The sequence below is a fragment of the Actinosynnema pretiosum genome (assembly GCF_002354875.1).
Lineage (GTDB): Bacteria > Actinomycetota > Actinomycetes > Mycobacteriales > Pseudonocardiaceae > Actinosynnema > Actinosynnema auranticum.
This window is the reverse complement of sequence record NZ_CP023445.1, coordinates 3,115,735-3,137,150: the sequence shown is the minus strand read 5'-3', so window position 1 is coordinate 3,137,150 and position 21,416 is coordinate 3,115,735. Positions and strand designations below refer to the sequence as shown.

General features: G+C 73.9%; 18 protein-coding genes and 1 riboswitch. Of the genes, 7 read left to right on the top strand and 11 right to left on the bottom strand.

Annotated elements, in window-relative coordinates:
* Nucleotides 1–12 precede the first annotated feature (12 nt).
* The gene (locus tag CNX65_RS13735) at nucleotides 13–561 is read left to right on the top strand and encodes a putative immunity protein (protein WP_096493157.1); all 549 of its coding nucleotides are present in this window, start codon (nucleotides 13–15) and stop codon (nucleotides 559–561) included.
* On the opposite strand, the gene CNX65_RS13730 is transcribed toward CNX65_RS13735, so the two are convergent.
* Nucleotides 558–839, bottom strand: coding sequence for a DUF4287 domain-containing protein (locus CNX65_RS13730; protein ID WP_096493155.1), 282 nt, complete (start codon nucleotides 837–839; stop codon nucleotides 558–560). The genes CNX65_RS13735 and CNX65_RS13730 overlap by 4 nt on opposite strands.
* A 109-nt stretch (nucleotides 840–948) precedes the next feature.
* Nucleotides 949–1,671, bottom strand: coding sequence for an MBL fold metallo-hydrolase (locus CNX65_RS13725; protein WP_096493153.1), 723 nt, complete (start codon nucleotides 1,669–1,671; stop codon nucleotides 949–951).
* A gap of 91 nt (nucleotides 1,672–1,762) precedes the next feature.
* Between CNX65_RS13725 and CNX65_RS13720 the strand changes: the two genes are divergently transcribed.
* Together CNX65_RS13720 and CNX65_RS36920 are read left to right on the top strand one after the other, a co-directional pair.
* Nucleotides 1,763–2,335, top strand: a complete 573-nt coding sequence (locus tag CNX65_RS13720; RefSeq protein WP_096493151.1) for a TetR/AcrR family transcriptional regulator — start codon at nucleotides 1,763–1,765, stop codon at nucleotides 2,333–2,335.
* 31 nt (nucleotides 2,336–2,366) lie between these two features.
* On the top strand, nucleotides 2,367–2,513 hold the full coding sequence (locus CNX65_RS36920) for a transposase (protein WP_232519819.1): 147 nt from the start codon (nucleotides 2,367–2,369) through the stop codon (nucleotides 2,511–2,513).
* 105 nt (nucleotides 2,514–2,618) lie between these two features.
* Here the strand turns inward: CNX65_RS36920 and CNX65_RS13710 are convergent, their stop codons facing one another.
* From CNX65_RS13710 to CNX65_RS13700, 3 genes are read right to left on the bottom strand one after another with little or no spacing between them, the layout of a single operon-like run.
* Nucleotides 2,619–3,392 (bottom strand): ABC transporter ATP-binding protein, encoded by a 774-nt coding sequence (locus CNX65_RS13710; protein WP_096493149.1) that lies wholly within the window; start codon nucleotides 3,390–3,392, stop codon nucleotides 2,619–2,621.
* On the bottom strand, nucleotides 3,389–4,411 hold the full coding sequence (locus tag CNX65_RS13705; RefSeq protein WP_096493148.1) for a FecCD family ABC transporter permease: 1,023 nt from the start codon (nucleotides 4,409–4,411) through the stop codon (nucleotides 3,389–3,391). Before CNX65_RS13705 ends, CNX65_RS13710 begins: the two co-directional genes overlap by 4 nt.
* Nucleotides 4,408–5,466: an ABC transporter substrate-binding protein gene (locus tag CNX65_RS13700; protein WP_096493146.1), complete on the bottom strand. Its 1,059-nt coding sequence runs from the start codon at nucleotides 5,464–5,466 to the stop codon at nucleotides 4,408–4,410. The genes CNX65_RS13705 and CNX65_RS13700 overlap by 4 nt, the downstream gene beginning before the upstream one ends.
* 76 nt (nucleotides 5,467–5,542) lie before the next feature.
* Nucleotides 5,543–5,623: riboswitch (cobalamin riboswitch) on the bottom strand.
* A gap of 137 nt (nucleotides 5,624–5,760) precedes the next feature.
* Here CNX65_RS13700 and CNX65_RS13695 point away from each other — a divergent pair.
* Nucleotides 5,761–7,005, top strand: a complete 1,245-nt coding sequence (locus CNX65_RS13695; RefSeq protein ID WP_157767630.1) for a hypothetical protein — start codon at nucleotides 5,761–5,763, stop codon at nucleotides 7,003–7,005.
* A gap of 3 nt (nucleotides 7,006–7,008) precedes the next feature.
* The gene (locus CNX65_RS13690; protein ID WP_232519818.1) at nucleotides 7,009–7,683 is read left to right on the top strand and encodes an O-methyltransferase; all 675 of its coding nucleotides are present in this window, start codon (nucleotides 7,009–7,011) and stop codon (nucleotides 7,681–7,683) included.
* Nucleotides 7,684–7,832: 149 nt separating this feature from the next.
* On the opposite strand, the gene CNX65_RS13685 is transcribed toward CNX65_RS13690, so the two are convergent.
* From CNX65_RS13685 to CNX65_RS13675, 3 genes are all read right to left on the bottom strand, one after another.
* Nucleotides 7,833–9,461, bottom strand: coding sequence for an SdrD B-like domain-containing protein (locus tag CNX65_RS13685; protein WP_096493142.1), 1,629 nt, complete (start codon nucleotides 9,459–9,461; stop codon nucleotides 7,833–7,835).
* A gap of 94 nt (nucleotides 9,462–9,555) precedes the next feature.
* Nucleotides 9,556–10,641: a glycoside hydrolase family 43 protein gene (locus tag CNX65_RS13680; protein ID WP_096493140.1), complete on the bottom strand. Its 1,086-nt coding sequence runs from the start codon at nucleotides 10,639–10,641 to the stop codon at nucleotides 9,556–9,558.
* Between the two features lie 178 nt (nucleotides 10,642–10,819).
* Nucleotides 10,820–11,893: a GDSL-type esterase/lipase family protein gene (locus CNX65_RS13675; RefSeq protein WP_096493138.1), complete on the bottom strand. Its 1,074-nt coding sequence runs from the start codon at nucleotides 11,891–11,893 to the stop codon at nucleotides 10,820–10,822.
* A gap of 212 nt (nucleotides 11,894–12,105) precedes the next feature.
* Between CNX65_RS13675 and CNX65_RS13670 the strand changes: the two genes are divergently transcribed.
* Nucleotides 12,106–13,395: a sensor histidine kinase gene (locus CNX65_RS13670; protein WP_096493136.1), complete on the top strand. Its 1,290-nt coding sequence runs from the start codon at nucleotides 12,106–12,108 to the stop codon at nucleotides 13,393–13,395.
* Nucleotides 13,359–14,042, top strand: a complete 684-nt coding sequence (locus CNX65_RS13665) for a response regulator transcription factor (RefSeq protein WP_096493134.1) — start codon at nucleotides 13,359–13,361, stop codon at nucleotides 14,040–14,042. Before CNX65_RS13670 ends, CNX65_RS13665 begins: the two co-directional genes overlap by 37 nt.
* A gap of 593 nt (nucleotides 14,043–14,635) precedes the next feature.
* On the opposite strand, the gene CNX65_RS13660 is transcribed toward CNX65_RS13665, so the two are convergent.
* The 3 genes from CNX65_RS13660 to CNX65_RS13650 form a co-directional block, all read right to left on the bottom strand.
* Nucleotides 14,636–17,203 (bottom strand): FtsX-like permease family protein, encoded by a 2,568-nt coding sequence (locus tag CNX65_RS13660; protein ID WP_096493132.1) that lies wholly within the window; start codon nucleotides 17,201–17,203, stop codon nucleotides 14,636–14,638.
* Nucleotides 17,203–18,042: an ABC transporter ATP-binding protein gene (locus tag CNX65_RS13655; RefSeq protein WP_096497768.1), complete on the bottom strand. Its 840-nt coding sequence runs from the start codon at nucleotides 18,040–18,042 to the stop codon at nucleotides 17,203–17,205. Before CNX65_RS13655 ends, CNX65_RS13660 begins: the two co-directional genes overlap by 1 nt.
* A gap of 305 nt (nucleotides 18,043–18,347) precedes the next feature.
* Nucleotides 18,348–21,149 carry a helix-turn-helix transcriptional regulator gene (locus CNX65_RS13650; protein WP_096493130.1) on the bottom strand — a complete coding sequence of 934 codons (2,802 nt, stop codon included), beginning with the start codon at nucleotides 21,147–21,149 and terminating at the stop codon, nucleotides 18,348–18,350.
* Nucleotides 21,150–21,416 lie beyond the last annotated feature (267 nt).

The window sequence follows — 21,416 nt, the reverse complement described above, 5'->3', positions numbered from 1 at the left end:
GCGTTCACCGCCGTGAGCAGTGACGCGATCGAGCTGAGCACCGACGAGCTGCGCGCGGTCACCGCCTACGCGGTGGCCTGCGCCGAGCCCGCGCTCGCGCGGTTCGAGGCGCGGCGGCCGGGGGACGTCCGGGCGCGCGAGGCGGTGGTGGCGGCTCGGGCGTTCGCGGACGGGGGCAGGCGGACCAAGGCCATCCGGGACGGGGCGTGGGCGGCGCAGCGGGCGTGCGGGGAGGCGCGGGACGCCGGGGACCCGGTGGCCGCCGAGGCGGCGCGGGCGGCGGTGGCGGCTGCGGGCGCGGCGTACCTGCACCCGCTGGCCAAGGCCACCCAGGTGCCGCACGTCCTCGGGGCCGCCGCGCACGACGCCCGGTCCGCCGAGCTGGACTCGGGGGACGCCGCCGCGGTGCTGGCGCGGGCGGAGGGGTTGGCCGACGCGACCGTGGTCGCGGTGCTGCGGCGCTACCCGCACGCCCCGGCCGGTCGGGGGCGGGTCGGGGAGCTGACGCGCCTGCTGGACGCGGCGCTGCGGCGGCGCGTGGACGGGCTGGCGGACGACTAGCGGTTGGCCTTGCCGTCCAGGCGCAGCTCGTTGCCGGGATCGCTGTGCGCGGTGCCGGTGCCGACGTGCTTGCCGTCGATCCGGGTGCCCTTCTTGATCACGTGCACGAGCGCCATCGCGTGCCCCCGCCCGAGCTCGTAGTCGTCCTTGAGCCACTGCACGATCTCACCCGCCTTGGTGTCCGCGCCGTACCCGCGCTCGCGGGCCTCGGCGACCAGGTCGGCGGGGATCTTGCCGGTCTTGACCTCGATGGCGTCCAGGTATGCCTGGAAGGACACGGTGCGCTCCTGGGGTGGTGACGGGTGCGGTCCGGAGCACCACCCTAGGGGGTCGGGCGGGCGCGGGCTTCTCCGAAACTGATCGATACAGGAAAGACCCGCCCGCGACCTAGCCGCGTGCCGCCTTCGCCGCCCGCACGGCCGCCAGCGCCGCGGGGACGCCGTCCGACCACGGTGCGCCGTGCCCCGGCAGCACCCACTTCGCCTCGACGTCCGCCAGGCGCGCCAACGACTCCAGCGCCCGCTCCGGCTCGTCGGTGAACGGCGCGGGCCGGGGGCCGCGCTCGCCGGTCAGGACGTGGCGGGTGGTCAGCGCGTCGCCGACGAGCAGGGCGTCGGCGATCGGGACGTGCACGGCCAGGCTGCCCGGCGAGTGGCCGGGCAGGGAGATCACGCGGGGCGCGCCGGGCAGGTCGAGCACCTGGCCGTCGTGCACCTCGACCACCTCGGTCAGGTAGGTGGTGCGCAGGCCGCCCTTCCTGAGGCCGCACCAGAGGAAGCCCAGGAGGGGGCCGAGCTTCGTGCTGCCCCACTCGGGGTTCGTCTTCACCTCGCCCCGCGCCCGCGCGGCGTCGGCGGGGTGGACGTGGACCGGGACGCCGTGGTCGCGGCGCAGGCGCTCGGCGAAGCCGATGTGGTCGGTGTCGCCGTGGGTGAGGACCACGCCGCGCACGTCGGCCAGGCCGCGGCCGATCGACTCCAGTTCGGCCAGCAGGTCGCGCCAGTGGCCCGCCATGCCCGCGTCCACGACGGTGATCCCCTCGTCCGTGACGATCAGGTAGGCCGCCACGACGTCGTTCCCGATGCGGTGGAGGTGGGGGCCGAGTCTCATCGCTGTCGCTCCAGGGTCGCTAGACTGTGATGGCTAACTTACGTAGCCATCATGGCTAACGTCAATAGCCATCAGTGAGGGGAGTTCACCCGTGCCGACGCCCGACCGCACGTCCGTCGCCGAGATCGTCCAGGCGGGGCGGGACCTGCTGGAGTCGCGCGGCGCCGCCGGGCTGACCATGCAGGCGGTGGCCGAGCGGGTCGGGGTGCGGGCGCCGTCGCTCTACAAGCGCGTGCGCAACCGCGAGGAGCTCGTCACCCTGATCACCGAGGCCACGGCGGACGAGCTCGGGGAGCTGCTCGCCTCCGCCGCCGGGGACCTCGCGGGCGCGGACGCGCTGGCCGCGATGGCGCGCGCGATCCGCGTCTTCGCGCACCGGCGGCCGGTCGGGTTCGCGCTGGTCTTCAGCGCCGGGGTCGCGATGGCGCAGCCGGTGCTGGCGCGGGTGGCGGCGCCCGTGCTGCGGGCCTCGGCGGCGCTCGTGGGTCAGGAGCAGGCGCTGGACGCGGCGCGCACGTTCACCGCCTGGGCGCACGGGTTCCTGACCATGGAGCTGGGCGGCGGGTTCAACCTGGGCGGCGACGTCGACCGGGCCTACGAGTACGGCGTCACCCTGCTCACCGAGGCGCTGCGCGCGCGGGGTGAGGGCTTGGCGAGCGGTTAGCGCGTGTTTCACAGGTGAGGTGGGCGGCGGCGTGTCGGTGGCCGCGGCGGGGCGGTCCGACCTGGCCGACGCGCAGTGGGCGATGCCCGTCGGCGTCAAGCCGGGTCGCCCACCGAGGTGGGGGAAGCGGCACCTCGTCGACGGCATCAGGTGGCGGGTGCGCGTCGGCGCCCCGTGACGTGACGTCCCGCCCGACCACCGCCCCTGGCAGAGCGTCCACGGGTTGTCCCGCCGCAGGCAGCGGACCGGGGTCCGGCGGTGCGCCCCGACCGCGTTGCCGGGCCTAGCGCCCGACCCCCAGGTACCGCACGTGCGGTCGCCCGTCGACGCCGGTCGGGGTCACCTCGGCGCGGACCCCGTAGACCTCGCCGATCAGCTCCGCCGTCAGCACCTCCTCCGGCTTCCCGGCCGCCACCACCCTCCCGGCGCGCAGCACCACCAGCCGGTCGCAGTGCATCGCCGCCAGGTTCAGGTCGTGCAGCGCGATCACCGCCGTCACCGGCAGCGACACCACCAGCCCGAGCAGCTCAAGCTGGTGCTGGATGTCCAGGTGGTTGGTCGGCTCGTCGAGCAGCAGCTCCTGCGGCTCCTGCGCCAGCGCCCGCGCGATCTGCACCCGCTGCCGCTCCCCGCCCGACAGCGTGTGCCACGACTGCCCGGCGTGCCCGGTCAGCCCGGTCCGCTCCAGCGCCCGCGCGACCGCCGCCTCGTCCCGCGCCGTCGGCCCGGCCAGCAGCTTGCGGTGCGGCACGCGCCCGAGCCGCACGACCTCGGCCACGGTCAGCTCCACCTGCGTCTCCGCCTGCTGCGCCACGACCGCGAGCCGCCGCGCCAGCTCGCGCCGGGAGCGGCCCAGCGGTTCGCCGTCGAGCGTCACCACGCCCGCCGTGGGCGCGAGCACCCCGGACAGCAGCCGCAGCAGCGTCGACTTCCCGGCGCCGTTCGGCCCGAGCAGCCCGGTCGTGCTGCCCGGTTCCAGCTCCAGGGTCACCCCGTCGACGATGACCTTGCCCCCGGTGACCCGCTCCACCGAGCGGGCGGCCAGCCCCGCGCTCACGACACCCTCCCCGCGCGCGCCAGCACCACGATGAACGCGGGCACCCCGATCAGCGAGGTCAGCACCCCCACCGGCACCTCCTGCGGCTCCAGCACGGTCCGCGCCGCCGTGTCCACCCACACCAGGAACACCGCGCCGGTCAGCGCCGTCACCGGCAGCAGCCGGGTGTGCGCGGAGCCGATGATCGCGCGCGTCGCGTGCGGCAGCACCAGGCCGACGAACCCGACCGCGCCCGCCACGCTCACCAGCGCGGCGGTCAGCAGCGCGGTCACGCACAGCAGCACGACCCTGGTGCGCCCCACCCGCACGCCGAGGGAGGCGGCGGCGTCCTCGCCGAACGCGAACGCGTCCAGCGCCCGCCCGTGCCCGACGCACACCACCAGCGAGAGCACCAGCACCGCAGCGCACACCGCGACGTCGGTCCACGACGCCCCGGCCAGCGACCCGAGCAGCCAGAACAGCACGCCCTTGGTGGTCTCGGCGTCGGCGGCGGTGAGCACGATGAACGAGGTCAGCGCCGAGAACAGCTGCATCGCCGCGACCCCGCACAGCACGACCCGGTCCACCCGCCCGCCGAGCGCCTGGCTCAGCAGCAGCACCAGCGCGAACGAGCACACCGCGCCCACGAACGCCCCGGCGGACAGCGTCACGGCGCCGCCGCCGATGCCGAGCACGACGACGACCACGGCCCCGGTCGACGCGCCCGAGGACACCCCGAGCACGAACGGGTCGGCCAGCGGGTTGCGCAGCAGCGACTGGAGCACCACGCCGCACACCGCGAGCCCGGCCCCGCACACCGCGGCGAGCAGGGTCCTGGGCACGCGCAGGTGCCACACGATGCCGTCGCGCAGCGGCGACAGCGAGGAGCTTCCCCAGCCGAGGTGGGCGAGCACGGTCGTCCAGACGTCGGAGACGCCGATGCCCGCCGGTCCGAACGTGACCGCGAGCGCGACGGACACCAGCAGCAGCGCCAGCCCGCCGACGACCGCGAGCCACAGCGGCGCGCGGCGGGCGGTCACCCGCCGAGCCCGAAGCGGCGCAGGGCCTGCGCCACGGTCTCGACGGCGCCGACGGTGCGCATGGTCGGGTTCATGGCCTGGCCGGGGAGCAGGACGTACCGCTTCTCCTTGACGGCGGTCATCCGCGCGGTGACCGGGTTCGACTCCAGGAACGCGATCTTGGCGGCGCCGGTCTCGGCGGTCTGCGAGCGGCGGGTGAGGTCGCCGATGACGAGCACGTCGGGGTCGCGCTCGGCGACGGCCTCCCAGTTGATCTGGGGCCACTCCTCTCGGGTGTCCTGGAACGAGTTGCTCGCGCCGAGCGCCGTGACGACCACGCCGGGCGCGCCGCAGCAGCCGCCCAGGTACGGGGCCTCGGAGTTGGCGAACCAGAACGCCAGGTCGACGCCCTCGGCCTCGAGGCCGTCGGTGGCGGCGCCCATGCGCTGCTGGAGCGAGGCGACCAGGTCGTCGCCGCGCTGGGCGACGCCGAAGACCTTCGCCAGGTCGCGGATCTCGCCGTAGACGTCGTCCATGGTCAGCGGGGTGGTGCGGACGCCGTCGCCGTCGCCGCTGTTGTCCTTGGCGCCGCAGTCGGTGGGCGAGAGGTAGGTGGGGACGCCGAGCTGCTCGAACTGGTCGCGGGTGGCGACGCCGCCGGTGCCGAGGACGGACTCGAAGGAGGCGGCGACGAAGTCGGGCTCGGCCTCCAGGACGCGCTCGAACGAGGGCGCGTTGTCGGCCAGGCGCGGGACCTTCTCGTTGGCGGCGGCGTGCTCGGGCAGGACCGGGTCGGTCCAGGTGGCGGTGCCGACCATGCGGTCTTCGAGGCCGAGGGCGTACATGATCTCGGCGCTGCCCTGGTTGAGCGCGACGGCGCGCTGCGGGGGCGCGGCGACGGTGACCTTCCGGCCGCAGTTGTCCAGGGTGACGGCGGTGGCGGTGGCGGCGGCGGGGGCGGGGGCGTCCTGCGCGGGGGCGGAGGAGCAGGCGGTCGCGGCGGCGAGCGCGACGAGCAGGGCGGTCGCGCGCGGGGTTGTGGAGCGCAGGGGTGTGGCGGGGCGTGCTGGGCGCACAGCGGTTCCTCACGTCGAGGGCTCGGTCGCGGAGCCCGTCCGTACGGTGTCCCCGCCTCGCGGCGGGGAGCCAGTCGGGTACTCGGACTCGGCGCCGGCTCTCCCGCCGGACCACCTCACCGCTGCGCGTCAGTCCCGGATTCGCACCGGGTTCCCCCGCCCGGTCCACTGCGGACCGGCTCTAGCCGGTGGAGAAGCTAACACAGACGGGTGAGGGCCCTAGTGGTTGCAACAGTGCAGGTCGGCTGCCCGGAATGACCGCGCGTGACCGCCTTGACCAGGTATGAAGGGATCATGCCTGAGGAAGTGCCGGATACCGGGGAAGCGGCGAGGCTCGTCCGATCGGGTGATGAGGCGGACGCCACACCCCGGCCGGTCGGCGACGCCGCGGAGGAGCTCGCCGAACCGCCGGAGCCCCCGGCGTGGGCGGTCTGGGTGGCGCGGGTGATCGCGGTCGGCGTCGTGGTCCCGGCGCAGCTCGGCTGGGAGTGGCTGAAGCTGACCGCGCGGACCGCCCGCGCCGTCGTGCTCCGCCCGCTCGCGACGCTGGCCCGGATGGTCGGCCGCGCCTTCGGCAGGTCGGGGCGGTTCCTGCGCGACCGCGTCCTGCGGCCCCTCGTCCGGGGGCTCGCGGCGGGGTTCCGGCTCCTGGTGATCCGCCCGGCGCGCGCCCTGCTGCGCCTGCTGGGCCGGGTGCGGGCCGTGCTGTTCCGGGGGTTGATCGGCGTGCTCTCCCGGCTCGGCCGGGGCGCCCGGTCGTCGGGGCGGGGCCTGCGCCGCTGGGTGCTGCGCCCGCTGGGTCGGCGGGTGCTGCTGCCGCTGGCGCGCGGGGCGCTGGCGGTCCTGGAGGTCGGCTTCGACGGGCTCGCGCACGGCGTCGAGTGGGTCTGCACGCGGCTCTACCGCGTCGCCCTGCGGCCGATCGGACACGGCGCGCGCTGGGGTTGGCGCAGGTCGGCGGTGGTGCTGCGGGCGGTCGGGCGGGGTGTGGCGCGGGCGCTGCGCGGGGTGCGGGACGTGCTGGCGGCCGGGGTGCGGGTGCTGGTGGCGCGACCGCTGCGGTGGGCGTGGGAGGAGGTCGTGGTGCGCCTGGCGCGGTGGACCCGCGACGGGGTGCGGCTGCTGCTGCGGGGACTCGGGTGGGTGGCGCGCGGGATCGGGCGGGGGCTGGCCGAGGTGGTGCGGACCGCGTGGGCGGTCGTGCGCCGGGTGGTGTCGGCGCTGGCGCGGCTGGTGGTCGGGAGCCTGGTGTGGGCGCACCGGCGGGTCGCGGCGCCGCTCGGGCGTGGGCTGCGCGCGGTGGGGCGGGTGCTGGTGGTGGCGCCCGCCCGGTGGGTGCACCGGGAGGTGCTGACGCCGGTCGGGCACGCGCTGCGCGCGGTCGGTCGTGCGGCGGGTCGTGGGGTGCGGTCGGTGTGGCGGTTGGTGGTGGTCGAGCCCGCGCGGTGGGTGCGGGAGTCGGTGGTCGGTCCGGTGCGGGTGGCCGGGCGGCGGGTGCGGGCGCAGGTGCGGGCGGCCTTCGGCAGGGAGCGGGGATGAGCGGTGTCCGGGTCCGAGCAGCGGTGGCGGGACGTCGACGGGTACTTCGCGGCGGAGTTGGCGGTCGAGGACGAGGTGCTGGCGCGGGCCCGCGCGGCCGGGCGGGCCGCCGGGTTGCCTGAGCACGAGGTCGCGCCGAACCAGGGGCGGTTCCTGGAGCTGGTGTGCCTGGCGGTCGGGGCGCGGCGGGTGCTGGAGTTCGGGACGCTCGCCGGGTGCAGCACGATCCGGTTCGCTCGGGCGGTCGGCGCGGGCGGGTCGGTGGTCGCGCTGGAGGTGGACGAGCGGTGCGCCGAGGTGGCGCGGGCGAACTTCGTGGCGGCGGGCGTGGCGGACCGGGTGGAGCTGCTGCTCGGTCCGGCGGCGGACAGCGCGCGGGGGTTGGTCGAGGCCGGGGTGGCGCCGTTCGACGTGGTGTTCATCGACGCGGACAAGCCGAACAACCCGGTGTGCCTGGAGGCGGCGCTGCGGTTGCCGCGGTCGGGGACGGTGATCGTCGTGGACAACGTGGTGCGCGACGGGGCGGTGGTGGACGCGGGAAGCGCGGACCCTCGGGTCCTGGGCAGCCGGGCGCTGGTCGAGGCGCTGGGGCGGGACGAGCGGGTGGCGGCGGTGACGGCGTTGCAGACCGTGGGTGCGAAGGGGTGGGACGGGTTCGCGCTGGCGGTGGTGGAGTAGCAGCGGTGGTGGAGTAGCAGCGGTGGTGGAGTAGCAGCGGTGGTGGAGTAGCAGCGGTGGTGAGGTAGTGGCCGGGGTGGAGCGGCGGCGGGGGTCAGGCACGGCAGCGGGGTCAGGCGCGGCAGCGGGGTCAGGCGCGGCGGCGAGGGTCAGGCGCGGCGGCGGCTGCGGCGCAGGCCGGTGACGCCGTAGCCGACCAGCCCGAGTCCGAGCAGCGCGACCGCGACGGGCAGCAGTGCGCCCCACCTGAGGCCGGTCCAGGCCAGCGCGTCGAGGTCGGGAAGCAGGCCGCCCGCCTGCGCGTCCGGGGCGGTGGGCATCGGCACCACCATCGTGGACGCGGCGGAGCTGCTGGGGGCGAGCACCGGTCCGCCCGGCGCGGGGGCGGCGTCGGCCAGTCCGGCGTCGAGCCCGGTCACCCGCGCGCCGGACGCGGCGCCCGTGTCGAGCACCGGGACCCGCGTCGAGCCGCTGACCTGGTCGAACGCGCCGGAGACGAGGACGGTGCCGTCCGGCGGGGTGATGACGAGGTCGTGCTCGCCCACCGCGAGCCCGTCGAACAGGTAGCCGCCGTCGGGGCCGGTGGTCGTGTCGCCGGTCCCGACGAGCTCGACGCGCACGCCCGGCACGCCCGGTTCGTCGGGGTCGCGCACGCCGTCCCGGTCGGCGTCGGCCCAGACCACGCCGGAGGCCGAGCCGAGCAGGTCGCCGAAGTCGCGGGTCGCGCCGCGCCCGGCGGCCACCGTCAGGTTCACCTGGTTGGGGGTGCTGGAGGCGTAGTCCTCGGGTTGTTCCTCCACCAGCGTGTAGTCACCGGCCGGAACCCCCACGAACAAGTATCCCCCGCTCGGGTCGGTGACGACGCGCTGCTCACTGCCGTCGACGCCGCTGAGCAGCACCCCGACACCGGGGGCGCGCGCCTCGTCCTGGTCGGGGACGCCGTCCGCGTCGTCGTCGTGGAACACCACCCCGCCCACGGCGTCGCCGCGCTCGCCGAACCCGTTGTAGCGGCTGGTGGCCCCGGCGCCGAGCACGATCCCGGCCAGGGTGTCCGGCGGGAGTGCCACCCCGCCGCCGGTGCCGGGCGTGTCGACGCCGTCGGCGTAGTCGGAGGGCTGCCGCTCGGTGACCGCGTACGCGCCGGAGGGCAGGTCGCGGAACAGGAAGTAGCCGTCCGGGTTGGTGGTGGTCACGGCGTGCGCCGCGCCCGAGAGGACCAGGGTGGCGGAGGCGACGCCGGGTTCGGCCGGGTACTCGCGCTGGCCGTTGTTGTTGTCGTCCCGGTAGACGGCCCCGTCGACCACTCCCCCGACCTGGCCGAACGCGTACCCGGTGGCGCGGGCGCCGTCCGCGAGGACGATGCCGTCGACGGCGCCGGGGGCGGAGGCGTCGCCACCCGCGTCACCGGCGGAGGCGCGGGCCGGGCGGTAGCGGGCGGGGTCGGCTTCCAGGCGGTAGGTCCCGGCGGGGAGGCCGGTGAAGCGGAACGCGCCGGTGGTGTCGCTGGTGGTGGTGATCCGGGTGGCCGGGTCGGCGGCGACGAGCGTGACGGGGACGCCGCCCAGGCCCGGTTCGTCCGCGTCGCGGACGCCGTTGGTGGTCTGGGCGGGGTCGTGCGGGTCGTAGCGGTCGCTGTAGACGGCGCCGGAGAGCTCGGCGGTGGGTTCGGCCAGCGCGAGCGCGGGGGCTGGGACGGGTGCGGCGGGCAGCGCGGCGCAGGCGGCGACCAGGGCGATGATCGGCAGGGTGCGGCGCGAGCGGCCGGTGCTGGCGCGCATGGGGTGTTGGGCTCTCCCTGCCGGGCAACGGGGGTCAGCACGGACTATGGGCCATGCCGAGCGGGGTGGCCAGGAAGTCCCCCGGATCGAGTGATCATCCGTTGGGGTGGGCGGCGCGGACGCGGCGCAGTTCGTCGGCGGTGACCGGGAGTACCGAGCCGTGCCTGCTGCCGGTGGGCAGGTCGGCGGAGGCGGAGGGCGTCCAGCGGCCGGAGGCGAGGTCGTCGGTCTCGAACGGGACGTAGCCGCGCCCGAGGAACTCGTCGACGAACATGTGCCAGCGCCCGGAGTTGTTGTCCTGGAACAGGGTCGCCCCCTCCCCCATGGCGATGTCGCCCCGGCCGAGGCAGTCCGCGACCTCGCCGTAGGGGCCGAAGAACGAGCGGCCACGCTCCTGGAACACGAACTTCCCGCACGGCGCCTGGGACTGCTCGCGCTCGTCCTTGGTGAACCGGAAGAACTGGCCCCGGTCGGTGACGACGGTGGTGTCGATGACGGCGTGGCCGGGGTCGATCCAGACGCGCTGGGGGCTGAAGGTCCGGAAGTCGGTGGTGGTGGCGTAGAGGACGCGGTTGTAGCTGGGGCCGGTGTGCTGGGGGTCGGTGCGGGGGTAGAGGTTCGAGGCCCAGAAGACGACGTAGCGCCGGGTGGCGGGGTCGTAGAAGGCCTCGGGGGCCCAGACGTTGCCGACCGTGTCGTCCCCGACCTCGGCGAGGCGGGGGGACGACCAGGTGACCAGGTCGGGCGACTCCCAGATGACGATGTTGCGGCTGCCGTGGCGCTGGGCGTGGTCCCAGGAGGGGCCGTCGTGCATCTTGGCGTCGGTGGTGATGAGCAGGAAGCCGCCGTCGCGCTTGCGCATGAGGAACGGGTCGCGGGCGCCGGTGGTGCCGGTGGTGGAGGTGAGGACGGGGGCGCCGTTGTTGAGGGTGTCGTAGCGGAGGGGGTCGTTTCCGCGACTGGTGGCGAGGTGGACGCGCTCGCCGGTGGGGGTGCCCTCGCCGAGGAAGTAGGCGAAGAGGTAGCCGGCGTAGGTCTGGCTGGCGTGGGTCTGGCTGGCGTGGGCCTGACCCGTGGCGGAGGCCGAGGCGGAGGGGGCGGGGGCGGCGAGGAGGGAGAGGAGGGAGAGGAGGGAGAGGGTGGCGAGGGCGGTCCTGCGGAACGCGGGGCGGTGGGTCATCGGCATCTCCGCGGGGCACGCGCCGGACGGCCCCGTCGCCACCCAGCCGGGTTCACGAGCGTCGGGGCGGGTGCGGGGTCGTGTCAACGCCGGGCGGGGGCGCTTCACCCCTGGCGGGCGGGGCCGTTCGGGCGGGTGGTGGTTCGCGGGGCGCTCGGCGGGGGCGGGTTCGGCCGGGTCAGCCGTCTGCGAGGCGGAGGGTGTTGTTCTCGGGGACGCAGAGCGCGGTTCTTCGGGTGGTGGCGGCGAACTGCGCGGTGCAGGCGGCCATGTGGGCGTAGCCCCGCGCGGTGGGGTGGAAGGATTGCTGGGCTGCGCGCAGGACCGCGTCCTGCGGGGCTTGGGCCAGGTCGCGGAGGGCTTCCGGGGTGATGGTCAGTCTGCGTTGCCACTCGTTGGTCGGGTCGTCGCCCTGGCTGCACGCCTCGTGGCCCTCGGCTGCCCTTGACAGGTCCAGGAAGCGGGTGTTGGCGCGCTCCGCCGCGCCTCGCAGGGCGGCTGAGAGTTGGGGGACGGCTTCCAGCCTGCCGTAGGCGGCGTCCTCCGGTTTGAGGGGGCAGCCCTGGGCGGCGCTGCGGAAGCGGTCGATCTTCTCGGTCACCGGGGAGGCGTAGGAGAGGAGGATCAGGGTGTAGTCGGACTCGGTGTAGCCGGCCTCGGTCATGGCGGTTCGGATGTCGCGCAGGGCGGTCTCGACCTTCGGGGACATCTCGCGCAGGCGGGCGGGCCAGGTCTCGCGGAGGTCTTCGCGGCAGCCATCGCCGAAGGGGTTCAGCCAGGCCAGGACGCAGGAGACCACGGTCTCGGCGAAGCGGGGGGCGTCGTTGGCGCCCACCTGGACCAGGACGGTGGTCACTCGGTACTGCCTGGCCAGGGCGGTGAGCCTGCGGGACTGGGAGCCCTCGGTGTTGTGGGTGGTGTCGGCCAGGGAGACGTTCGCCGAGTCCGCGCCCGAGCAGGCCAGGTTGAAGGAGCGGGTGGCCAGGGCGGTGTGGTGGACCAGGGCGTGCGGGGAGCGGTGGCACCAGTTGCCGTTCGCGCCGTTGGTGTCGTCGGTGTAGTCGCCCGCGCCCTCGCCTGCCATGGCGCTGTCGCCCAGGGAGACGACCGCGGTGTCGCGGGTGTCCGCCGGGTCGCGGGGTGTGGGGGCGGAGAGGACGATGGTGGCTGCGAGCAGGAGCAGGGCTGCTGCGGCGGCGGTGGTGGCGGTGGCGGCAGTGGTGGTGGTCAGGGTGAGAGTTTTGCGCGGCAAGGTGCCCCCCGGGTGTCCTGGTGGGGATGATCCCGGTTGGGGGCGGGGGGCCGAACCCCTGGGTCGGGGTGGGCGCACCCCTAGTGAGGGGTGCGAGGTTTAGGGGGAACCCCTGAAGTGGACAGGGCCCCTTCGGGGGGACTGCGGGCGGTGCTCGGGTCGCTACGCTTGGCGTGTTGACCCCCTCGGCGGACGGCGGAGCGCTGGTTCGGATGGACAGCCCCTGGAGTGAGCAGCCGCGCTTGGCGTTGCGCGCCACGGCGCAGGGGCTGCTGCTCGTGGCCAGCGCGTTCGCGTCGCTGGTGGTGGTGATCCTGACGGTGCTGTCGGTCGCGTTCCTGGTGCTGGGCGTGGGTGTGCTGCTGGTGCCGGTGGCGGTGACCGCGCTGCGGTGGACGGCCAACCAGAGCAGGCGGTTGGCGAGCGCGGCCGGGGTGGAGATCGCGCGGCCGTACCTGCCCCGGCCCGAGCCGCCCGAGGGCGTGCTGGACGTGGTGCACCGGACGTACTGGTTGCTGCGGGACCCGGCCACGTGGCGGGACCTGGGGTGGGCGGTCGGGAACACGTTCTTGGGGTTCCTGGCCGGGTTGTTCCCGGTGACGACGCTCGCGTACGCGGTGCAGTGCACGGTGGTGACGGGATCGGCTTGGGCTTTCTTCGGGGACGCCGGGGAGTGGTTCCTGGGGATCTTCATGCCGTTCGGGGGTGTGCCGGGGCTCGCGCTGTCCCTGGGCATCGGGGTCGTGTCGTTGGCGACGTGGCTGTTCGGGTCGCACTGGGTGGTGCGGGGGCACGCGCTGCTGACCAACGCGCTGCTGTCGCCGACGCGGCGCGCGCTGCTGGCGGATCGGGTGCAGGAGTTGTCGGACACGCGGACCGAGATCATCGACGTGCAGGCTGCGGAGCTCCGGCGGATCGAGCGGGATCTGCACGACGGGGCGCAGGCGCGGTTGGTGGCGATCGGGATGAAGCTGGGGGCGGCGGACCGGTACCTGGAGTCCGATGTGGACGCGGTGCGGACGCTGCTGCTGGAGGCGCGCGAGGCGTCGGTGAAGGCGTTGGAGGAGTTGCGGAACCTGGTGCGGGGCATCCACCCGCCGCTGCTCGCGGAGCGGGGGTTGGGGGCGGCGATCGAGGCCCTGGCTCTGGAGAGCCCGCTGGACGTGGAGCTGGCGGTCGACCTGCCGAGGCGGTTGTACGCGCCGTTGGAGTCGGCGGCGTACTTCGCGGTGTCGGAGCTGCTGACGAACGCGGCCAAGCACTCGGACGCCCGGCACGTGGGGATCGTGGCCCGGTTGACCGAGGAGAAGCTGATCATCTCGGTGAGCGACGACGGGCGCGGTGGGGCGAGCACCAACGGGGGTACTGGGCTGCGGGGGATCGCGCGCCGGTGCGCGTCGTTCGACGGTAGCCTTGATGTTCGGAGTCCGGTCGGGGGACCAACTGTCGCGATCTTGGAGCTGCCGTGCGCGTCGTCCTCGCCGAGGACCTCTATCTACTGAGGCAAGGTCTGGTCCAGCTGCTGGAGTCCCACGGGTTCGAGGTGGTGGCCGCGGTGGACAACGGGCCGGAGTTGTTGGCGGTGCTGGTGAAGGAGCGGCCAGACGTGGCCGTGGTGGACGTTCGGTTGCCCCCGACGTTCACGGACGAGGGGATCCAGGCCGCGCTGGAGGCCAGGAGGCAGGTTCCGGGGCTTCCGGTTCTGGTGCTGTCGCAGCACGTGGAGAGCTTGTACGCGCGGGAGCTGCTGGCGGACGGGGCCGGGGGGATCGGGTACCTGTTGAAGGACCGGGTGTTCAACAGCGACCAGTTCGTGGACGCGGTTCGGCGGGTGGCCGCGGGTGGGACGTCGATGGATCCGCAGGTGATCTCGCGGTTGCTGGCGGGGAACGCCCGGCGCGGGCCCATGGCGATGTTGACGCAGCGGGAGCGGGAAGTGCTGGCGCTGATGGCCGAGGGGTTCTCCAACGCGGCGGTCGGGCAGCAGTTGGTGATCAGCCAGGGGGCTGTCGCGAAGCACACGACCAGTATTTTCACGAAGTTGGGGTTGAACCAGTCTGATGATCACAATCGGCGGGTTCGGGCGGTTTTGGCTTATTTGAACGATAAGAACCCCAACCCTGCGGGTGGGGAGCAGCCCCGGCGGTAGGGGGTGGGGGTGGGGGGTTCTGGAGTTGAAGGGCAAGAGCAAGAGCAAGAGCTGAAGGGCACGCCTCGCCGGCGGGGCAGACCTCCAAAAAAGAGGGGGACGGGCTCTGCCGGCCGGTGACCGTTGGTGCTCGGTGCCGGTTTACCCCTGCGGTGGTCCGGGTCCCTCTTTCCCGTTTGGCCTCCTTTCAGGCAAGCACGCTCGTCAAGACGCCGTTGGGCACCCCGGTCTGCCGCACAGTGCGGCGGCATCTTGACAAGCGTGCTCGGGCTTCGCCAGGCCAAACGGGAAAGAGGGACGCGGGATGGGGCGGCTGCGGGCTCGCTTCGCTCGCCCCGCAGCCCGCGAGGCGGTGAAGGGCAGTGCGGACCGTGAGGCGGTGCAGGGCAGTGCGGACCGTGAGGTAGTTGCGCTCGCCTTCAGCCTGCTAGTGCGTTCGGCTGTAGTGCTTGGCGCACAAGGGATCGCCCTTGGCTCTTGGCCTGGGCGATCCCTTGTGGTTCCCCGTGCGGGTCCCTGAGGACCTTGGTTGGGTGGGACCCGGAGCCAGGGGGAGCGGCTCCGGGTCCCGTGGGGGTGTGGAGAGTGGTCTTCTAGTCGGCGGCCTTCGCTGCTTCCGCCGGGGGGATGCGCAGGAGTTTCCTCGCGGGGAGCAGGGTTGCGCCCAGGGTCAGGGCGAAGGCGCCTGCTGCGACGCCCAGGAAGATGAGGACCGAGCCTGAGGGGAACGGGCTTTCCAGGACCACGATGCTGAACGGCATCAGGGTGGCGATGGAGGCGACCGAGCCCAGGACGATGCCGATCGTGGCGATCACCGAGGCCTCGATGCCCAGCATCCACATGACCTGGCGCGGGGTTGAGCCGATCAGGCGTTGGACGCCCAGTTCGCGCTTGCGGGACGCCGTCGCGGTGACGAGGGTGTTCGCCACGGAGATCAGGGCGTAGCCGCTCACCAGGCCCACGAGCAGGTAGTTGACCCAGGTCTGGGTCTTGCTGCCCTCCGCGGGGGTGATGATGGTGTCGCGGTCGCCCACCACGGCGCCGGGGACGTTCGCGACCTTCTCGGCCACCGCGGTCGCCAGGGCGTCGGTGCCGGTGCCTTCCTTGCCCGCCACCAGGATCTGGCGGACCATGCCCGTGGTGCTGTGCTTCGCGGCCAGGGTGGCCGGGACGACGATGCTCTCGTAGCCGCTCTTGGCCTCGTAGAGGGCGACGACGGTGACCTCGGCGGGTTGGCGGTCGCCCATGCGGAGGGTGACCTTGTCGCCGATGCCCACGTTCATGTCCGCCGCCTGCTCCACGGGCAGGACCGCGGTGTCGCCGGTCAGCTTGGACAGGTCGCCTTCCACCGGGGTGATCCCGGTGATCAGGGACGCGTTCTGGGCGTCCACGCCCTGGATGGGCCAGGGGCTCTCCACGTGGGAGCCGTCGTAGGGCTTGTCGATCCACCCGGCGCTGGTCGTGTAGTGGGAGGCTGCTTCCACGCCTTCGACCTGGCGGACCTGCTCGACCACGCTCGGGTCGAAGCCGCCGGTGGTGGAGGAGACCACGGCGTCGGCGCGGAGGTCCTCCGCGAACCACTTGACGGCCGCGGCCTCCTGGGTGGTGGAGGTGTAGAAGTTCGCCAGGGCGATGCCCACCGCGAGCATCACGGGGGTGACCGCGGCGGCCATGCGGATCGAGCGGAGCTTCATGTTGTTGTTCGCCAGGTAGCCCTCGATGCCGCTGAACGCCCTGACCGGGATGGAGAGGAGCCTGCCGAGGACCTTGGTGAGGCCGGGGCTGATCAGAGCCAGGGCGAGGGCCCAGGCCATGACCGCGGGGCCTGCGGTGGCGGAGGCCACCGGGCCGGTCATGACGGTGCCGGTGACGATGAACAGGGCGATGCCCATCGCGAAGAAGATCACCGCGAAGAACACCCTGGGGAAGGTGACCCACTTGCGCTGCACGGCCGCTTCCGCGAGGGCCTCGGCCGGGTTGACCTTGGAGGCGCGGGAGCTGGTGATGCGGGCGGCCACCAGGGCGGTGACCAGGGCCACCAGGGGGCCGATGAGGTAGGCGAGGAAGCCCTGGTGGTGTTCGACGACCGGGGAGATGACGCCCGCGTCGGAGACCAGGGAGAAGAGGAGCGGGCCGATCAGCCAGCCGGGGAGGCAGCCGAGGAGGGCGGCGACGGTGGAGATGAAGAACGCCTCGCCGACGATCATGCGGCGGACCTGCTTGGGGGTGGCGCCGATGGCGCGCAGGGTTGCCACCTCGCGCTGGCGCTGCTGGATGGACAGGCTGAGGGTTCCGCTGACCACGAACATGGCGATGAAGACCGCCATGCCGCCGAAGACGCCTGCGAGCGGGATCAGCTGGGCCCGGCCGCCGACCGCCTCCGGGTGCTCGGCGACGCCCCGGTCGCCGTCGGCCAGGACGATGTAGGGCTGGCCCGCGAGCTTGTCCTCGACGGTCTCCAGGACGGTGTCGACGTCGGCGCCGGGCTTGAGGAACAGGCCGTAGGCGCTGATGTCGCCGCCGTGCAGGCCGAGGGAGGAGACGGCCTCGGAGGAGAAGAACAGCAGGGACTGGGGGTCCTTGCGGGCGGGCGAGGTGAGGCCGGAGACGGTGAAGGCGCTCGGCTTGCCCTTGGTGAGGACGTCGACCTGGTCGCCGACCTTGACGCCGGCGAGCTGGGCGGTGGCGCTGTCGAGGACGACGTCGCGGTTGCCGGTGGGCTCGGCGCCGTCCGTGATGCGGTACGGGCCCAGCTCGGCCGAAGTCCAGTCGTGGCCCAGGGACTGGGCGCCGACCTGGACGGGCTTGCCGTCGCGGACGACGGTGGCGGCGATGTTGGTCTCGCCCACGACGCGCTCGACGCCGTTGACGGACTCCAGCTCGCCGGCCAGGTCCTCGGGCAGCCACTGGCGCTCGGCCAGCGCGACGGTCTTCATGTTCTTGAGGTCGTTCGGGTCCTCGTTCGGCACGAGGTAGGCCTGCCTGCCGCTGACCACGACGGGCGCGGCGGCGGTGCGCTCCGCCGGGACGGCGATGCGGATGGCGGTCTCCATCAGGCCCGCGCTGGCGATGACCAGGCCGGAGCCGAGCATGACCGCGATGAAGGTGGCGACGAACGCGCTCTTGCGGAAGCGCAGGGTGCGCAGGGCCAGACCCCACATCAGTACTCACCCCTGGGACCGCGCTGGTTCGCGCTGGAGCTGAGGTCGAAGGAGCGGCGGGGCTGCTCGACGAGGGCGGTGAGGTGCGTCATCCGGTCGGCGACGGCCTCGGGGGTGGGGTTGTGGATGTCGCTGATGACCTGGCCGTCGATGAGGAACACGACGTTGTCGGCGTGCGAGGCGGCGACCGGGTCGTGGGTGACCATGATGATGGTCTGGCCGGTGACCATGACGGACTCGCGCAGCAGGTCGAGGACCTCCAGCGCGGTGCGGGTGTCGAGGGCGCCGGTGGGCTCGTCGGCGAACACGACGGGCGGCTCGGCCACCAGGGCGCGGGCGATCGCGACGCGCTGCTGCTGGCCGCCGGACAGCTCGCTCGGCAGGTGGCCGCGGCGCTGGTCGAGACCGACCCGGCGGATGACGTCGGCGACGCGGCCGTGGTCGATGCGGCGCCCGGCGAGCTTGAGCGGGAGCGTGATGTTCTGCTCCACGGTGAGCGCGGGCAGGAGGTTGAAGCTCTGGAAGATGAAACCGACGCGCTCGCGGCGCAGCTCGGTCAGGGCGACCTCGTTCTTGCCGGTGAGGTCGACGCCGTCGAGGATCACCGCGCCGCTGGTGGGGACGTCGAGGCCCGCCGCGCACTGCAGCAGGGTGCTCTTGCCCGAGCCGGACGGGCCCATGACGGCGGTGAAGCTGCCGTAGCCGAACGAGATGTCGACGCCGCGCAACGCCTCGACGGCGTTCTCGCCCTTGCCGTAGGTCTTGCGGACGGAGTCCAGGCGCACGGCCGCCCTGGCGCTCCCGCCGCCCTGTGGTTCCCTGCGCCTGTTGCCGAACATGGTCACTCTCCCAGCGCTCGTTTCTCTTCGATCCCGTTGTGGTGTTGTGGACAACGCTATTGGCGAGATCGTTTGCCTGCCATGGACTTAGCGGCCCGGTTGGGTGGGCCTAGGAGGGTGGGTCTAGGCCCACCCCGGCGGTCGTGCCGCTCGCGCGTCCCGGTGAGGGGTGGGAGCGGGGGTCGTGGGCGGTGGGCGCCACGACCGTTGCGGGACAAGGGATGTGCGGACCGGTCGGGGTCGGAACCCTTGTGGGGCGGGAGAAGTCGGGTGCGGGGTCGTTGTGGGGTGCGGGGCCGGGCGGGTCACGCGCGGTGCGAGGAGGCGCCGGGTCTGGCCGCGCCCACCGCCGTCTCGGCGCCCCACGCGGAGAGCGCTTCCAGGGGCAGGCCGGTGGGCAGGTCGGCGCGGCGGCGGACCTTCAGCTTGCGGTAGACCCTGGTCAGGTGCTGCTCGACGGTGCTGATGGTGATGTAGAGCTTGCGGCCGATCTCGCGGTTGGTGTGGCCCATGGCCGCCAGCGCGGCGACCCTGCGCTCGGCGGTGCTGAGGGTGGCGAGGTCGTCGGGTTCGGCCGCGGGAGCGCTCTCGGCGGTGGTCTCGGCCTCGGGGGCGCCGGTGGGCGTGCCGTCCAGGACCAGGCCCGCGGGGAGCGCGGCGCGGCAGAGGGCGCCCGCGCCGCAGGCCTCCGCGGTGCGGACGGCGCGCTTGGCGACGACCTCGGCGGCGCCGAACTCGCCGAGGGCGTGGTGGGTGGAGCCCAGGGCGGCCAGCGCCAGGGAGAGCTCGACCTGGTCGCCGCAGCCCTGCAGCAGGGCGACGGACTCGCGCAGCATGGGCAGGCGCTGCTTGAGCTCCGCCGAGCGGGACAGGGCGCGCAGCGAGGCGCCGCGCACCCTCGGCAGGTCGGCGGTGGGGCGGTCGAGCTGGGCGAGGACCAGTTCGGCGGCGCGGTCGCCCCGGCCGAGCGCGAACTGGGCGAGGACGACGTCCGAGCGCCACGGCAGCAGCGCGGGCAGGTCCAGGTCCCAGTGCACGGCCAGCTCGCCGCACTCCTCGAAGTCGGCGAGCGCGGCGTGGGGGCGACCGGCGGCCAGGTGGGCGTGGCCCCTGGCGCGCAGGTACACCGCCCAGTACCAGGTGTCGCGCACGGTCACCGGGACGCTGCGCTTGAGCTGGGCCTCGGCCTCGTCGTGCTTGCCCGCCGTGGAGGTGGCGAGCACGAGGGCGGCGAGCGGGGAGGCGATGGCCTGTCCCCAGTTGCGCGGGGACAGGGTGGCCAGCGCGAGGCGGGCCTGGCGCTCGGCGCCCGCCAGGTCGCCCTCCAGCAGGGCGATGTGGGCGCGGGCGTCGGCGAGGGTGGCCTTCCAGGTGGTGTTCTGGCCGGTGCCCAGCTCCTCGCGCAGCGCGTCGTGCCAGTGCTTCGCGCGGGTGAGCGCCCCGCACGCGGCGAGCGTCATGAGGGCGTGCACGACCAGTTCCGGCGCGCTGTCGGGCATCCACCGGTTGCGCAGGACCCACTCGGCGGCGGCCAGGAGGTCCTCCTGGTGGTCGCGGGCGAGCGCGGAGCGGCGGTCCCCGGTGGCGGGGCGGACGGCGGCGGCCACGGTCGGGTGCTGCCAGCGGACCCAGTCGCGCAGGACGCGGTGCTCGGCCAGGACGGGGCTGCCGGGCCTGGCGGCGGCCTCCTCCATGCGGCGCAGGGTGGTCCCGGCCTCGGCGCGGCGGCCGTGCCAGAGCTGGTAGCGCAGCAGGGCTCCGGTGTCGCGCGGGTCGAGGTGGCCGCGCTCGGCGGCCTCGGCGAGCGCGGGCAGGTGCCTGGCGACCACGGACGGTGTTGTTCGCCACTGGACGGCGGCGAGCGCGGCGAGCAGGGCGGCCTGGCCCGGCTCGTCGTCGGCGGGGCAGGCGGCGCGGGCGAGCTTGAGGCAGTCGGTGGCGTGGTCGAGGCGCTGCTCGACCAGGGCGCTGTCGGCGGCGTCGCGGAGCACGGACACCGACCAGGGCGCGGTGGCCGCGCCCGCCGCGACCAGGTGGGTGGCGATGTCGCCGCTGGGCAGGCCCTCCACGTAGAGCAGCTCGGCGGCGCGCTGGTGCAGCTCGGTCAGCTCGTCGGCGCCGATGTCGCCGAGGACGGCGGCGCGCACGGCGGGGTGCCGGAAGCGGCCGTCGTCGAGCAGGCCCGAGCTGTTGAGGGAGGTGACGGCCTCGGTGGCGGCGGTGGTGAGCCCTGGGAAGCGGCAGAGCAGTTCGGGGGTGGCGTTCTCGCCGAGGACGGCGACGGCGCGCACGACCTCCAGCAGCTCCGGGTCCCAGCGGTGCAGGCAGGCCAGGACGGCCCTGCGGAACGCCTCGCCGATGACGACGGCGTCGTCGGCGGTGTGCTCGGCACCGCCGAGGTGGGCCGCGCGGTGGTCCTGGAGCAGCGCCTTGACCAGCAGCGGGTTGCCGCCGCTGACGGCGTGCACGGTGAGGGCGGAGGCGGAGGCGGCGGTGGCCGGGTCCAGCTCCCTGGTGATGACCTGGGCGACGCCGCGCGGGGACAGCGGGGACAGGCGCATCCCGGTGAAGCGGGACATGCGGGTGAGCTCGGCGCGGAACAGGGCGTTGACGCGGCGGGAGTGGTCGGACTCGGTGAGCACGACGATCATTCGGGCGGTGTCGATCCGGCGCAGCAGGTACAGCAGCGCCTGGAGGCTGAGCAGGTCGGCGTGCTCGACGTCGTCCACGGTGATGGCGACGGGGCGGCGGCGGGCGATCTCCAGGAGTTGTTCGCAGGCCTCGCGGATCGCCTGCGGGGAGTCCTGGGCGGACGGGTCGTCGGGCTGGTCGAGGTCGAGGCGGAAGGGGCGCTCGGACTGGCCGTCGGGCAGGCCGGCGGCGAGCTGGGCGAGCACGCCGCCGCGCAGGGTGCGCTCGGCGCGCGAGCAGGTGGCGCTGAGCAGCAGCGGGTCGTCGGGGGCGCGGTCGGCGAACGCCCGGAGCAGGGTGGTCTTGCCACTGGCGCCGGGGCCGCTGATGTGCACGACCTGGCCCCGGCCGCGAGCGCTCTCGGCTAACAGCGCGAGGGCTCGATCCAGCAGGTGCTCGCTCTCAACGAGGCTCATGGTGGTCCCCCAAGATCAGCAGTCCGCACGTGCGACCGAGGCAACGCTGCGCAATCGAATCGCCACTCATTGCAACTAGATCGAGCTATACGACTGTACAATACGTTCGTATATACACCAGGGGAAAGTGATATGAAAAACCGTCACGTTGTCCGCCTTGGGCATTTACCGACGGGTAACTACTACTGCGTTCGTGCTAATTAGCGTCTCTTTCAGGCAAGATTTCGTCCTGGTGAAACGCACTCGCAACGCAGCACTACCTGGGCG